Here is a 14507-nt window from a genome sequence, read left to right as displayed (position 1 = left end):
AAGGTGCAAAATGAGTATTTTTTTTTTAAATAGATCATGTAATGTTTTATTAGATTAATAATTAATGCTAAAAGTATATATATGAATGATTATTTTGAAAAAATACTTCAAGCTGAAGTCTATGAAGTAGCAAAAAAAACGCCCCTAGAGAAAGCTCATAATTTAAGTTATACACTTAATAATGAAATTCTTCTAAAAAGAGAAGATCTTCAAGATGTATTTTCATTCAAAGTAAGAGGTGCATATAACAAAATGAGTAAGCTCACCAATTCTCAGCTTTCTCAGGGAGTAATAACTTCAAGTGCTGGTAATCATGCTCAAGGTGTTGCTCTTAGTGCTCTCAAGCTGAAATGCGAAGCGACAATATTAATGCCCATTACAACACCTCTTGTAAAAGTTAATGCTGTGAAAAAGTTAAAAGCAAAGGTTATATTATTTGGTGATAATTATGATGAAACTTACAAAGAAGCAATAAGGATTAGCAAAGAAAGAAATTTATGTTTTATTCATCCCTTTGATGATCCAGATGTAATAGCAGGACAAGGAACTATAGCCATTGAACTTGAACAGCAACTAAAGGAAAAACCCTATGCAATTTATATTGCTGTTGGTGGTGGTGGATTGATATCAGGAATATCCTTATATATTAAAAAAATATGGCCTGAGGTAAAAATAATTGGGGTAGAGCCTGAAGATGCAGACGCCATGACAAAATCATTGGAAGAATCAAAAATTGTGGAATTATCTTCTGTTGGTCAATTTGCAGATGGAGTGGCGGTTAAAAAAATCGGTAAAAATACTTTTGATATTGGCAGAAAATATATAGATAAAATGATTACCGTTAATACTGATGAAATATGTGCAGCTATAAAAGATGTTTTTGAGGATACGAGATCAATACTAGAGCCAGCAGGAGCATTATCAATTGCAGGCATGAAAAAAGATATTTTAATTTCGAATCATTCAAATAGAAAAATGGTTGCGATAGCATGTGGGGCAAATATGAATTTTGAGCGGCTTAGATTTGTCGCAGAAAGAGCAGAACTTGGTGAGTGCAAAGAAGTAATGATGGCTGTTGAAATTCCAGAACGTGCTGGAAGTTTAATTGATTTTTGTAAGTTACTTGATAATAGAAATTTAACTGAATTTAGCTACAGGATGTCGAATTCTATGAATGCCCAGATCTTTGTAGGAGTTCAAGTCTATGGATTAAATGATAAAAAAAATCTTTTAAATGTATTTAGAAATTCGGAGTACTCATTTATTGACATAAGTGATGATGAATTATCTAAAAATCATCTTAGACACATGGTAGGTGGAAGATTACCAAAAAATTTTAAAGTAATGGATAATAGAAACTTTGTAGAGCTTTTATACAGATTTGAGTTTCCTGAAAGGCCTGGTGCATTAATAAACTTCTTAAATAATATGAAATCTAATTGGTCTATAAGCGTATTTCACTATAGAAATTATGGTGCTGATGTTGGGAAAATTGTTATTGGAGTTTTAATCGATAAAAATGAGATTTTAGAGTGGAATAAATTTGTAAGACTTCTAGGCTATAAATTTTGGGATGAAACTCAAAACGATACATATAGATTATTTCTTGGTGCATCAGATTAAATTTAAGGTAAATTAGGAAAGATTTCGGTAATTAAAATCAATCAATCTGATCTAAATACCACGCCAATATCTGATATAGATCTAGTTACTAAAGTTGAAGCTGTTCTATATTTGAAAGGCAGACCAATAACAAAAAAGGATCTTTCAGAAATTACTAATTCTGATATAAACTCGATAAATGATGCAATTAAAGATCTAAAAAATAAATACTCTAATCCTAACTCAGCTATTGAATTAAATGCATTTAATAACAGTTTTTCTCTCGAACTAAAATCTAGTCTTAATGAATTTGTCGATGATTTACTTCCTTCAGATTTGAGAACATCCGAATTAAGGACATTGGCTACTATTGCGATCAAAAAAAAGATCCTACAATCGGATCTTATACTTCTTAGAGGTTCAGGTGCTTATGATCATATTAAAGAATTATTAGAAAAGAAATTTATCGTCAAACGCAAGCAAAAAGATGGTAGATCTTATTGGTTATCATTATCAGAAAAGTTTTTTCAAACTTTTGCTGTAAGTAATGAATATCTTTCAAATATAGGAAGCAGTAATAATAAGCAGCAATAATAAGTAAATGTTAGGATATATTAAATTACGACAAGATAATGTTATCTGAGATTTTTGCAGTTCTGGGCCAAACTTTATCAATTTATTCTTTCATATTGATAATAAGAATTTTACTTACATGGTTTCCAGGTATTGATTGGAGTAACGGTGTTTTATCTGCATTAACTTCTATCACAGATCCTTATTTAAACATTTTTAGAGGTATTATCCCTCCTATAGGTGGATTTGATATTTCATCTTTATTAGCTTTTTTACTTTTAAATGTTATACAAAATTTAATTACAAATCTCCAGTATGCAAGTTTAGGTTATAGCTGAACTTATCTATTATCTCCAGAACCTCTTATCTTCCCTTTAGCAGCTCTTAATTTTAATTTTTCAAGGTTTTGTAATGCAACATCTTCTAAATTGAAATTTAATTCTGTACAAAGATTTGATATGTACCACAAAACATCTCCTAACTCTTTTTTAATACCTAATTTTGATTCGTTATCAAATATTCCATTTTTATCTCTTATTACCTTTTTCACTTTTTCTGCCACCTCACCAGCCTCTCCAACTAAACCAAGAGTTGGATAAATATTATTTGAGCCTAAATCTGGATATTGTGCTGTTTCTCTAGCTTTTTTTTGATATGTTTTAAAATCCATGACTTAAATAACTAACTTTGGATATGGTAAATTTATTTATATCTAGCAATATTATCTATATATGTCGAATATTGATTTAAAAAGAAGAACTAAAATAGTAGCAACTATTGGCCCTGCAACTCAATCTGAAGAGATAATCACAAATTTAATTAAAGCTGGAGTAACAACATTCAGATTAAATTTCTCACATGGAGATCATAAAGATCATGCTGAAAGAATAAAAACCATAAGGGAAGTATCAAAAAAGTTAGATATGGATATTGGAATATTGCAAGATCTTCAAGGACCTAAAATACGACTAGGGCGCTTTAAAGATGGGCCAGTAAAGGTTAAAAAAGACGATAAATTCACACTGACATCAAATGAAGTTGAATGTACAAATACTATTGCAAATGTTACCTATGACAAACTTTCTCAAGAAGTTAGCGAAGGGAAAAGAATACTTTTAGATGATGGAAAAATAGAAATGATTGTAGAAAAAGTTGATAAAAAAGCTAATAATTTGGAGTGCATTGTAACTGTAGGAGGTGTTCTTTCAAACAATAAAGGTGTTAATTTTCCAGATGTTCAATTATCAGTAAAAGCATTAACAGAAAAAGATAAGGAGGATTTAAAATTCGGTTTATCTGAAGGAGTTGATTGGATAGCACTCAGTTTCGTAAGAAATCCATCCGATATAAATGAGATAAAAGATTTAATAAACAAAAATGGGCATTCAACTCCTGTAGTCGCAAAAATAGAAAAATTTGAAGCAATTGATCAGATCGATTCAGTATTACCCTTATGTGATGGGGTTATGGTTGCAAGAGGTGATTTGGGAGTAGAAATGCCTGCTGAAGAAGTTCCTCTTTTACAAAAGGAATTAATAAGAAAAGCTAATACATTAGGTATCCCAATAATTACAGCAACTCAAATGCTTGATTCTATGGCTTCTAACCCAAGACCAACTAGGGCCGAAGTTAGTGATGTTGCAAATGCAATTCTTGATGGCACAGATGCTGTAATGCTTTCAAACGAAACTGCAGTTGGAGATTATCCTGTAGAGGCTGTTGAAACGATGGCAACCATAGCAAGAAGAATTGAAAGGGATTATCCACTTAAGGCTATTGAAAGCCACTTACCCAGTACGATCCCAAATGCTATTAGTGCAGCAGTAAGTAATATAGCTAGACAACTTGATGCAGGAGCTATAATCCCTTTAACTAAATCAGGGTCTACCGCTCGAAATGTAAGTAAGTTCAGACCACCAACACCTATCTTGGCAACTACTACAGAGAGAAGTGTAGCGAGAAGATTGCAACTTGTTTGGGGAGTTACTCCAATAGTAGTTAAAAATGATCAAAGAACAGCAAAAACTTTTAGTTTAGCTATGCAAATTGCTCAGGAGATGGGGATCCTAAATCAAGGAGATTTAGTAGTCCAAACCGCAGGTACATTAACTGGAATTAGCGGCTCTACAGATTTAATAAAAGTCGGTTTAGTAAGAAAGATTGTATCAAGAGGAATTTCAATAGGGGAAATCGGTGTTACAGGTAAAGCCAGAATAATTAAAAATAATCTTGATATGTCCTTAATTTGCCCAGGAGAAATATTATTTGTTCCCAAGGAATTAATGCAAAATATTCCACTGAGTAAAAATATTGCCGGCATTGTTACGAACCAAAATATTAATGATGTTTATGCTTTGTTCAACAAAAATAATAAAAAGATTTCTACAATTTGTAATTTAGAAAATATCGATAATCATCAAATCAGTAATGGCGACCTTATTACACTCCAGCTTAATGAAGGTGTTATATACATGGGACAAATTGAAGATGATGATGCAATAGATAAATATAAATATGTCTAGGAATATCTCAATAAAAGAAGCCTTAGGCATGGCCACAAAAACATTAGTTTCGAACAAATTGAGAAGTTCGTTAACAATGCTGGGGATAATTATCGGAAATGCTTCAGTTATTACACTTGTTGGACTTGGTAGAGGTGCTCAAACATTAGCAAAAAACCAATTAAGTAATTTAGGTGCCAATGTTTTATTCATTGTTCCCGGAAATAATGACACAAGAAGAAGAGGTATTTCATTTCCTAAAAACCTAGTTTTAGAAGATGCAATAGCAATAAGTAATCAAGTCCCAACAGTTAAAAAAGTTGCTCCTCAAATCTCTGCTAACGAAATAGTGCAATCAAATTCTAAAAGTTTAAATATATCAATTGCTGGAGTTACTCCTGAATTTCTAGAAGTAAGAAGCTTTGAAGTAGATAAGGGTAGATTTTTATCAAAAAGTGATGTTAATAGTGCAAGAAGTTATGTTGTAATAGGTCCAGATCTTAAAGACGAATTTTTCAAAGATAAATCTTCATCCCTAGGAAAAAAAATCAGAATTAAAGACCACACTTATGAAATTATCGGAATATTAAAACCAAAAGGTGCTGTATTTGGAAGTAATCAAGACAAAAATGCATATATTCCATTAACCACAATGGTCAATAGGATTACAGGGAAGGATCCTACTTATGGAGTAAGTTTAAGCTTCATTAGTGTTGAAGCGATAAATAAAAATGCAACTAGTGCCGCGAAATTTCAGATTACTAATCTATTAAGGCAAAGACATAAAATAATTAGAGATGATGACTTTGCGGTTAGATCTCAAGAAGATGCATTGAATATAGTGACCAACATAACAAGTGGACTAACATTTTTATTGGCTGGTATTGGGGCAGTATCTTTAGTGGTTGGAGGCATAGGAATCATGAATATTATGCTCGTTTCTGTAAGCGAAAGGACTGAAGAGATTGGACTTAGAAAAGCAATAGGAGCTAAACAGTCAGATATATTAGTTCAATTTTTAATTGAGGCATTGATTTTATCTACAATTGGAGGATTAATTGGAACAACGACTGGATTATCAGGTGTTTTTCTTTTATCTCTGATAACACCTCTTCCTGCCTCTGTAGGAATTACAACAACTTTTTCCACCATGATCATTTCAGGATCAATAGGTCTAATTTTTGGCGTTTTACCTGCTAAAAGAGCCTCTAAGTTAGATCCAATTGTTGCATTGAGAAGTTTATAAATTAAATTTATAATAATGCTCAATTTTTATAAATTAATTGAGATACTGGTGAGTCTTCAATCACTAGTAATAACTTCAATGTTACCTGTTTATATACCACTACCTTTTATATATAAATCTAGTAATAACTTTGATTTGCCTATCACATGGCAAATTCCGACCATAATTTTATTAACACTTATATTTCATAAAAAAGTTGTTTTCAGAGCATTTTCCATGTATATAATTTTGGGGGTATTTATATTTCCTGCCTTTCATCAAGGAGGTTCAATAGGTTATTTGCTCACTCCAAATTTTGGTTATTTATTAGGTTTATATCCATTAATAAAAATAATTGATAATTTAAATAATAGAAATAAAATAAGCATTGGAAACTTTTTAAAAAATGGATTTTTAGCAATAGCCGCTATGCATTTAACTGGAATATTTTACAACTTCATTCAAGTTATACTCTACAGTCAATTTAATTTATTTTTATATAATTTAGGGAGGTACTCATTAGGTAAGATTGGATATCATTTTTTAATGCTTTTCCCACTTTTATTACTTATTAAACCAATAGAACGTTTAAAACGTAGTAAATAATGATTAATAAAATACAAACAAAAATATATTTTTTATCTATCAGTATTTTTATTGTTCTAATAGATCAATTTACGAAATATTTAATGTTTTATAATAAAAAATTATTTATTAATAAAGATTTTCTTTTATTCAAATTAGACTTTGTAAAAAATTACGGGGCAGCATTTAACATATTTAGTGGTAGTAGAATATTTTTATCTTTAATAAGTATTTTGTTTTCAATATTACTTATTCATTTAATATTTAGGAAAAATACTTTAAACCAATTCGATCTATATTCTTACAGTTTTATACTTGGTGGAACTATTGGTAATGGAATAGATAGGATATATAAGGGTTTTGTGGTTGATTTTATAAACTTAAATATTATAAATTTTCCAGTATTTAATATTGCTGATATATCTATTAATATTGGGTTCATTTTTTTACTGTATAACATTTTTAAAAATAATCGATAAAATGAATTTCTTGAAATTAAAGTATATAAAATATATATTATCAATATTATTTATATATATTTTATTTTCGATATTTATAAGGTTAGTAAATATTTATACCCTTATATTTTTAATAGTATTTATTTATATCTTTTATAATATTGATAAAAAATTATTTAAAAAAATAGTTTATAAAGTTATATATAAAAATAAAAAAAATAAACTTTCATTCAAAAATACATATGGTGCTGCCAAGATAAGTTTGGAAGGGGTCGAGAAAATTAATAAAAAAATTAACGATAAAGTAAAAGTTGAAATTTTAAATTACCAAAAAAACAAACTAGAGTCCCAATTAAAAACAGGAGATTATAAAGTAACTCTTTTTGGAGCAGGTTCCTCAGGAAAAACATCTATAGCAAGATCTTTATTAAAAAATATTGTCGGACAAACTTCAGCAAAAATTGGTACAACAAAGCAAATTAATAGCTATAAAATTCGCATCCCAATTTTAAAAAGAAACATTAATATAGTTGATACTCCGGGTTTATTCGAACCATCTAAATTAGGAGAAGAAAGAGAAAAAGCAACAATTATACAAGCATCAAATTCCGACTTAGTTCTCTTTGTGTTAGATCAGGACATAAATAAATACGAGAATTATTTAATTAAAGAATTATTAAAATTAAGAAAAAAAATAATAATAGTTCTAAATAAATGTGATTTAAGGTCTAAAGATGAAAATAACCTCATCAAAGAAAATATAATTTCTATAACTTCCGCTAGAAAAAATAAAATTTCTGTTGTTCAAACAATTGCTGTACCTCAAAAATCTCCCTATATAAAATCCGATGCTTTAAATTTAGTTCCAGAGGTAGGAAGTTTATTTAGAGAAATAATTGAAACTCTCGATAATAATGGTGAAGAGTTATTGGCGGATAATATTCTTTTTCGCTCAAATAAGTTAGGTATGAAAAGTAAAAATTTCGTGCAAGAACAAAGATATTTAATGTCAAATAAAGTTATTAATAAATATATGTGGATAACTGGCGGGGTAATACTAGTTAATCCATTACCAGCTGTTGATTTCCTTACTACTACCTCAGTAAACCTTCAAATGATAATGGAATTGTCAAAAATATACGAAATAAAGCTTACAAAAAAAGATGCAAAAGATTTAGCGACTTCATTGCTAAGCGCATTGGCTAAACAAGGAATACTAAAAGGGGGGCTCGCCATTCTTTCCACTGCTTTAGCTACAAGCTTGACTAAAATTATATTATCTAAATCTATACAATCAGTTACAGCAGGTTGGTTAATAAGAATAGTAGGACTAAGTTTGATTGAATATTTTAAAAATGGGCAAGATTGGGGAGATGGAGGAATCCAAGTAGTAGTAGATAAGATCTATAGAATAAGTAAGAGAGAGGACATTTTAAACAACTTCGTAAGTGAAGCTATTTCAAAAATTGAAATGAAAAAATATTTTAAATCAAATAAAAGTTTGCCTCCATTTACTATGTAAAATTGGATAATTGATCATTTAGATAAGTTCTGAAATCAAAGATGGTTATTAAGAGTAAATAAGCAATACAAATAGCTATAGATATAAAACCTGTTACTATTGCAATAATTTTTGGTCTGCCCATATTCATAAGTTAGGTATCTAAAAGTCTCAAAAGTTCTTCAATGTGAGATTCCTTTGTATTGTAATTTCCCATGACAACCCTTAAAAAATATCTACCTTTAAATTTTGGTCTAGAAAGCATAAAATTATTATTAATAAGTTCATTAACTTTAGTTTGAGTCCATTTATCAGAGTCTTCTGGCTCAAGTTTCTTTGGTATAAATGAAACAATATGAAGAGGACCTGAATATATATCAAATTTATTCTTACAAATATTTTTTATAAAAAAATCTTTTCTTTTAATTGAAGATTTTAATATATTTTCTATTCCGTTCAGACCTAAAAAACGTAACCCAAGCCATAGTTTGATAACCTCTGCAGGCCTTGAACCTTGTATACCAATTTCTCCTCTATTTATAATATTTTCTTTAGATGATATATATGGTAGTCCTGTATTAAAAGTTTTTTCTAAAGTGCTCATATTTGAAACCAATAACAAAGATGAAGTCTTTGTAATGCCAATGATTTTTTGCGGATTTATCGTTATCGAATTAGCCTGACTAATATTATTTAGACCTTCTATTGGAATAGAGGTTATAGCAAAAATCCCTCCAATAGAGCCATCGATATGTAGCCATATATTTCTTTCTTTGCATATTTCACTTATTTCTTTAATAGGATCAATGGCTCCTCTTACAGTTGTCCCAAGAGTGGCAACAATAGCAAAAATTTTTTTATTTTCTGTTTTACATTTATCTAAAGACTTTCTGAGATCGTTTATGTCCATACTACCTTGATTATCAGATTTAATCCTGACTAGATTGGTAGTATCAAGACCCATTACTCTTATACATTTAACGAAGGAAGAATGAGCATCTTCACTTACAAGTAATACAGAATTAGGATTTGTAGCTAATCCAGCATTTTTTCTAGCTGCTATAAGAGCATTAAGATTACTTAATGTACCTCCGCTAGCAGCTATACCACCTGAGAGATCATTAAATCCTATTTTTTTGGCAAACCATTTGCATAATGATTCCTCAAGCAAAGTTACACTTGGTGATAACTCGTAAGCGAGGAGATTATTATTTAAACCAGCAGCAATTAAATCTCCCAAAATAGAGAAAATTAAAGGTGGGGGATCAAGGTGAGCTAGTGATCCAGGGTGAACGGGATTAAATGAATTATTCAAAAGAGATTCAATCTCAGAAAACAAATCTTCTTCAGAGTTACCATCTTTTGCAGGCATAATGCACTTGAAATTCTCGTCAAAAGGTAAAGGACCATTTTTATCAGCTTTAGAGAACCAGTCACAAAGAATTTGACTTGCTCTATTCAGAAGAGTAATCAATTTGTCATTTGTCCCTAAATTTGAGGGGAAATATATATCTTTATTATTAATTAAATCTTCAGCCATCAGATAAGATATCTATTAGTAATTCTATTCTCAATATTGGTAAATGAGATATATTTTTGAAAATAGAAATAGAAATAAAGATCAACCAAAAAAAACAAATAATTCAAATTACACTTCGTGGATGAATTCGATATTAAGAAGATCAAAAGAAATTGGAAAAGTTGAGTTACCAATCTGTTCAATAATTTTAGATGAGAGAGGAAGATGTATCGGGAGAGGGGTTAACAGGAGGAACATAAATAAAGACCCATTAGGTCATGCTGAGATAATGGCACTTAGGCAGGCATCTTTAATAAAAAATGATTGGAGATTTAACGAATGTACTATTATCACAAATCTAGAACCTTGTACTATGTGCTCCTCTGCTCTTATTCAAGCACGGATGGGTAAAGTTATCTTCGGGGCTTACGATAAGAAAAGAGGTGGATTGGGGGGCTCAATTGACCTATCAAAACATGAAAGTGCTCATCACAAAATGGAAATTATAGGGGGTATTTTAGAAGATGAATGCAGTCAAATTTTACAGCTATGGTTTAAAAAGTTGAGGACTCAAAAATAGAATATTTTTTTAACTCAGTATCAAATAGATTTAATAATCTATCAACATTCTCCTCGCTTGAGTTAAAGCCCATTAATCCTATGCGCCATACCTTACCAGACAATTCTCCAAGTCCATTTCCTATTTCTATTCCAAAGTTTCTTAAAAGATGATTTCTAAAACCATCACCATCAACTGCTGGAGGTATTTTAACTGTGGTTAAAGTTGGCAATCTATAATCCTCTGATACATGTAATTCCATTCCAAGCCTTTCTAACCCATTCCACAATTTCTTTGCATTAGTATTGTGCCTATTCCAAACATTTTCTAAACCTTCATTCGCAATTAATCGTAAACCTTCACGAATAGCAAAATTCATGTTTACAGGGGCAGTATGATGGTAAACACGATCAGAACCCCAATATTTATTTAATAGAGATAAATCTAAATACCAGTTAGGTACCTTTGTTTTTCTTGAACTTAGTTTTTCTTCAGCTCTTTTATTCATCGTAAAAGGGCTTAATCCGGGGGGGCAACTTAATCCCTTTTGACTACAACTGTATGCTAAATCAATATTCCATTCGTCAATCAATAATTCTAGAGCTCCAAGAGAAGTAACTGCATCAACTAAAAATAAGCAGTTATTTTTTCTACATACATCCCCAATACCATCAAGAGGTTGTAAAACACCACTTGATGTTTCAGCATGGACAATAGCAAAAATTGCTGGTTTTTTAGTTTCTATTTCATACTTGATTTCTTCATAAGAAAAGGATTCACCCCAAGGTTTTTCAATAACAGATACATCTGCTTTATATCTTGTTGCCATATCAACAAGTCTGTCTCCAAAATATCCTTTTTTAGCTATGAGAATTTTTTCTCCTTCCTCTATAAAATTAGCTATTGATGCTTCCATAGCTGCACTTCCAGTACCACTCATTGGAAGAGTCAGACGATTATTGCATTGCCAGGTATATCTTAGAAGTTGTTGAACATCGGACATCAATGAAATATATGCTTCATCTAAGTGTCCAATAGGATTCAAAGAAAGAGCGCCTAAGACTTCTGGATGTGCGTTTGAAGGACCAGGACCTAATAAAAGTCTAGAGGGAACATAAGTCTTTGGGAAATGAGATAAATTCTCTTCATTTAAAGCCGAAATAAGTTTTGCTTCTGTCAAAGCATTACATTCAATTACTTTTAAATTAAACTAATATCGCCACATAAGCGATATTTATTTAAAGAAATTCATTCAATTTAAATATTTTGGTTAACAATTATTAAACTTATGACTTGAAACACTAAAAGAAGACATCAAGTCTTAAAAAAAGTTACCATTGATACATAACAAGAATCATCAAGTTATTAATTTCATATAAGGTATTACAAAATTATGTCTAAATCTCCTCAAGATGTTTTAAGTCAAATTAAAGACGAAGGAATTGAACTCATCGATTTAAAATTCACTGATATTCATGGAAAATGGCAACATTTAACTCTTACATCAGACATGATAGAGGAGGAATCTTTTACAGAAGGTTTAGCATTTGATGGCTCATCAATAAGAGGTTGGAAAGCAATTAATGCCTCGGATATGTCAATGGTGCCTGATGCAAGTACAGCTTGGATAGATCCCTTTTATAAACATAAAACTCTAAGTATGATTTGCTCTATTCAAGAGCCAAGAAGCGGGGAACCTTATGATAGATGTCCAAGAGCTTTAGCTCAAAAGGCATTAAAATATTTAGACTCGACTGGTATAGCAGATACTGCATTTTTTGGACCAGAAGCAGAATTCTTTTTATTTGACGATGTTAGATATGACTCTAAAGAAGGAGGTTGTTTTTATAGTGTAGACACTATTGAAGCCCCATGGAATACAGGGAGAATTGAAGAAGGGGGAAACTTAGGATACAAAATACAATATAAAGAAGGATATTTTCCAGTAGCTCCAAATGATACTGCGCAAGATATCAGATCTGAGATGCTTCTTCTTATGGGTGAATTAGGTATCCCTACAGAAAAACATCACCATGAAGTTGCTGGTGCCGGCCAACACGAGCTTGGAATGAAATTCGATTCGTTAATAAATGCTGCTGATAACGTTATGACTTATAAATACGTTGTAAGAAATGTTGCGAAAAAATATGGAAAAACAGCAACATTTATGCCCAAACCTGTTTTTAACGACAACGGAACAGGAATGCATGTTCACCAAAGTTTATGGAAGAGTGGACAGCCACTATTCTTTGGTGAAGGATCATATGCAAATTTATCTCAAACAGCAAGATGGTACATAGGAGGCATACTTAAACACGCACCTTCATTCCTAGCATTTACTAACCCAACTACAAATAGTTATAAACGATTGGTTCCAGGATTCGAAGCACCTGTGAATCTAGTTTATTCTGAGGGTAATAGATCAGCTGCAGTAAGAATACCTTTAACAGGTCCAAGCCCTAAAGCTAAAAGATTAGAATTCAGATCAGGTGACGCGCTTGCAAATCCTTACTTAGCATTTTCTGTAATGATGCTTGCTGGTATTGATGGAATTAAAAATCAAATAGATCCTGGTGATGGAGTAGATGTAGATTTATTTGAACTTCCAGCTGATGAACTTGCAAAAATTGATACTGTGCCTTCATCTCTAAATGACTCACTTAATGCGCTTAAAGCAGATAAAGATTATCTATTAGCTGGTGGTGTATTTACTGAAGATTTTATTGATAACTTTATCGATATAAAATACGAAGAGGTACAACAACTAAGACAAAGGCCTCATCCACATGAATTCTTCATGTATTACGATGCATAATTAAAGGAACACATTCGTTTAAATTAATCAATTTGAGAATTATCACAAAATATTCTCAAATTGATTTTTTTTTTGTTGGAATATAGATATATAAATTGAAAAATGGCTAAGGAATCTATTTCAAAAATTGCATATAAAACGCTACAACAAAGTAAAAGCATTGCAGGTTTTGCTCACAAGCAGATCAGTTCAAGATTGATGAATTTTATTCTTCCAGATTCGAAGCTTGAAAATTTTGATATAGATAAGGATCTTCTAATGCAAATCCAAAATTCAATGGATATTTTAAGAGAAGAAGATTGGAATGATGCAGAAAAAAATATATATCCAAAAAAATTATTGTTTGACGAGCCTTGGCTTAGATATCTAACTCAATATCCTAAAATTTGGCTTGATATGCCTAATACGTGGGATAGACGCAGAAAACAAAACTTTGATGATCTACCAAAATCAATTGATAAAGATAATTATCCTCAATATTATTTGAGAAATTTTCATCATCAAACAGATGGTTATTTATCAGATTTTTCTGCCAGTATTTATGACCTACAAGTAGAAATACTTTTCAATGGAAGTGCTGATTCAATGAGGAGAAGAATAATTAAGCCAATAAAAGAAGGACTTGAAACTTTTAGCGATAGAAAAAAAAGTTCTATAAAAATACTTGATGTGGCGACCGGATCTGGAAGAACATTAAAACAGTTAAGATCCGCATTTCCTAAACAGAAAATTACAGGGATTGATTTATCTGATTCATATTTAAAAGAGGCAAGTAGATATATTTCCGATTTAGATGGAGATTTAATTCAGTTAATAAAAGGTAATGCCGAAGAATTACCTTTTGAAAATGATAGTTTTCAATGCATTTCTTGTGTTTACTTATTTCATGAATTACCTAGAACAATTAGAGCGAAAGTATTAAATGAATTTTTTAGAGTTCTTGAACCTGGTGGGATATTAGTATTAGCTGATTCAATTCAAATAAGTGATTCGCCTGATTTTACATCAGTAATGGAAAACTTCTATAAATCTTTCCATGAGCCTTTTTATTGTGATTACATAAAAGAGAACATTGATTCTAAAATAGAGGAAGTAGGGTTTAAAGATGTAAAATCTAATTCCTTTTTTATGACTAAAGTATGGTCTGCTGTAAAGTAAATAAAAACTTC

Annotated in this window: 14 protein-coding genes; 11 read left to right on the top strand and 3 right to left on the bottom strand. The window is 30.8% G+C overall.

What is annotated here, in order from left to right:
* Positions 1–81: 81 nt before the first annotated feature.
* The 3 genes from ilvA to EU98_RS06055 all read left to right on the top strand — a co-directional run bounded on the left by ilvA (position 82) and on the right by EU98_RS06055 (position 2513).
* Entirely contained in the window at positions 82–1623 is a 1542-nt protein-coding gene (gene ilvA / locus EU98_RS06045) for a threonine ammonia-lyase, biosynthetic (RefSeq protein WP_032515441.1), read from the top strand.
* A 66-nt stretch (positions 1624–1689) separates the two neighbouring features.
* On the top strand, positions 1690–2196 hold the full coding sequence (scpB, locus tag EU98_RS06050) for an SMC-Scp complex subunit ScpB (protein WP_032515440.1): 507 nt from the start codon (positions 1690–1692) through the stop codon (positions 2194–2196).
* Between the two features lie 38 nt (positions 2197–2234).
* Positions 2235–2513, top strand: coding sequence for a YggT family protein (locus EU98_RS06055; RefSeq protein ID WP_002807500.1), 279 nt, complete (start codon positions 2235–2237; stop codon positions 2511–2513).
* Between the two features lie 2 nt (positions 2514–2515).
* Here EU98_RS06055 and EU98_RS06060 read toward each other — a convergent pair whose 3' ends face one another.
* Entirely contained in the window at positions 2516–2845 is a 330-nt protein-coding gene (locus EU98_RS06060; RefSeq protein WP_032515439.1) for a nucleoside triphosphate pyrophosphohydrolase family protein, read from the bottom strand.
* A gap of 61 nt (positions 2846–2906) precedes the next feature.
* On the opposite strand from EU98_RS06060, the gene pyk reads away from it, so the two are divergent.
* Genes pyk through EU98_RS06080 form a run of 5 tightly spaced genes read left to right on the top strand, consistent with a single transcriptional unit; the run spans position 2907 to position 8466 of the window.
* Entirely contained in the window at positions 2907–4697 is a 1791-nt protein-coding gene (gene pyk, locus EU98_RS06065; protein ID WP_032515438.1) for a pyruvate kinase, read from the top strand.
* Positions 4690–5922, top strand: coding sequence for an ABC transporter permease (locus EU98_RS06070; RefSeq protein WP_025890771.1), 1233 nt, complete (start codon positions 4690–4692; stop codon positions 5920–5922). Before pyk ends, EU98_RS06070 begins: the two co-directional genes overlap by 8 nt.
* Before the next feature lie 48 nt (positions 5923–5970).
* Positions 5971–6507, top strand: a complete 537-nt coding sequence (locus EU98_RS06075; protein ID WP_241466382.1) for a biotin transporter BioY — start codon at positions 5971–5973, stop codon at positions 6505–6507.
* Positions 6507–6965, top strand: a complete 459-nt coding sequence (gene lspA / locus EU98_RS0108850; RefSeq protein WP_032515436.1) for a signal peptidase II — start codon at positions 6507–6509, stop codon at positions 6963–6965. Before EU98_RS06075 ends, lspA begins: the two co-directional genes overlap by 1 nt.
* Before the next feature lies 1 nt (position 6966).
* Positions 6967–8466 carry a GTP-binding protein gene (locus EU98_RS06080; protein ID WP_032515456.1) on the top strand — a complete coding sequence of 500 codons (1500 nt, stop codon included), beginning with the start codon at positions 6967–6969 and terminating at the stop codon, positions 8464–8466.
* A gap of 133 nt (positions 8467–8599) precedes the next feature.
* Here EU98_RS06080 and EU98_RS06085 read toward each other — a convergent pair whose 3' ends face one another.
* Positions 8600–9985, bottom strand: coding sequence for a pyridoxal phosphate-dependent decarboxylase family protein (locus tag EU98_RS06085; protein ID WP_032515435.1), 1386 nt, complete (start codon positions 9983–9985; stop codon positions 8600–8602).
* Between the two features lie 43 nt (positions 9986–10028).
* Here EU98_RS06085 and EU98_RS06090 point away from each other — a divergent pair, with 43 nt between their 5' ends.
* On the top strand, positions 10029–10544 hold the full coding sequence (locus tag EU98_RS06090; RefSeq protein WP_032515434.1) for a nucleoside deaminase: 516 nt from the start codon (positions 10029–10031) through the stop codon (positions 10542–10544).
* Here EU98_RS06090 and EU98_RS06095 read toward each other — a convergent pair.
* Positions 10519–11703 (bottom strand): pyridoxal-phosphate-dependent aminotransferase family protein, encoded by a 1185-nt coding sequence (locus EU98_RS06095; RefSeq protein ID WP_032515433.1) that lies wholly within the window; start codon positions 11701–11703, stop codon positions 10519–10521. The two genes, EU98_RS06090 and EU98_RS06095, sit on opposite strands and share 26 nt — an antisense overlap.
* A gap of 213 nt (positions 11704–11916) precedes the next feature.
* Here EU98_RS06095 and glnA point away from each other — a divergent pair, with 213 nt between their 5' ends.
* Together glnA and EU98_RS06105 are read left to right on the top strand one after the other, a co-directional pair.
* Positions 11917–13338 carry a type I glutamate--ammonia ligase gene (glnA, locus tag EU98_RS06100; protein ID WP_032515432.1) on the top strand — a complete coding sequence of 474 codons (1422 nt, stop codon included), beginning with the start codon at positions 11917–11919 and terminating at the stop codon, positions 13336–13338.
* Positions 13339–13440: 102 nt separating this feature from the next.
* Positions 13441–14496: a class I SAM-dependent methyltransferase gene (locus EU98_RS06105; RefSeq protein ID WP_032515431.1), complete on the top strand. Its 1056-nt coding sequence runs from the start codon at positions 13441–13443 to the stop codon at positions 14494–14496.
* Positions 14497–14507 lie beyond the last annotated feature (11 nt).

Source organism: Prochlorococcus marinus str. MIT 9314, assembly GCF_000760035.1.
Classification (GTDB): domain Bacteria; phylum Cyanobacteriota; class Cyanobacteriia; order PCC-6307; family Cyanobiaceae; genus Prochlorococcus_A; species Prochlorococcus_A marinus_B.
The sequence above is the reverse complement of the archived record's forward strand: the minus strand, read 5'-3'. Positions and strand labels throughout refer to the sequence as shown.

What these genes read in the sequence shown, in the direction of transcription:
- ilvA (WP_032515441.1), top strand. Translation starts at nt 82, where the DNA reads ATGAATGATTATTTTGAAAAAATACTTCAAGCTGAAGTCTATGAAGTA.
- EU98_RS06060 (WP_032515439.1), bottom strand. Translation starts at nt 2,845, where the DNA reads ATGGATTTTAAAACATATCAAAAAAAAGCTAGAGAAACAGCACAATAT.
- EU98_RS06055 (WP_002807500.1), top strand. Translation starts at nt 2,235, where the DNA reads ATGTTATCTGAGATTTTTGCAGTTCTGGGCCAAACTTTATCAATTTAT.
- EU98_RS06070 (WP_025890771.1), top strand. Translation starts at nt 4,690, where the DNA reads ATGTCTAGGAATATCTCAATAAAAGAAGCCTTAGGCATGGCCACAAAA.
- glnA (WP_032515432.1), top strand. Translation starts at nt 11,917, where the DNA reads ATGTCTAAATCTCCTCAAGATGTTTTAAGTCAAATTAAAGACGAAGGA.
- EU98_RS06080 (WP_032515456.1), top strand. Translation starts at nt 6,967, where the DNA reads ATGAATTTCTTGAAATTAAAGTATATAAAATATATATTATCAATATTA.
- EU98_RS06105 (WP_032515431.1), top strand. Translation starts at nt 13,441, where the DNA reads ATGGCTAAGGAATCTATTTCAAAAATTGCATATAAAACGCTACAACAA.
- pyk (WP_032515438.1), top strand. Translation starts at nt 2,907, where the DNA reads ATGTCGAATATTGATTTAAAAAGAAGAACTAAAATAGTAGCAACTATT.
- EU98_RS06090 (WP_032515434.1), top strand. Translation starts at nt 10,029, where the DNA reads ATGAGATATATTTTTGAAAATAGAAATAGAAATAAAGATCAACCAAAA.
- lspA (WP_032515436.1), top strand. Translation starts at nt 6,507, where the DNA reads ATGATTAATAAAATACAAACAAAAATATATTTTTTATCTATCAGTATT.
- EU98_RS06085 (WP_032515435.1), bottom strand. Translation starts at nt 9,985, where the DNA reads ATGGCTGAAGATTTAATTAATAATAAAGATATATATTTCCCCTCAAAT.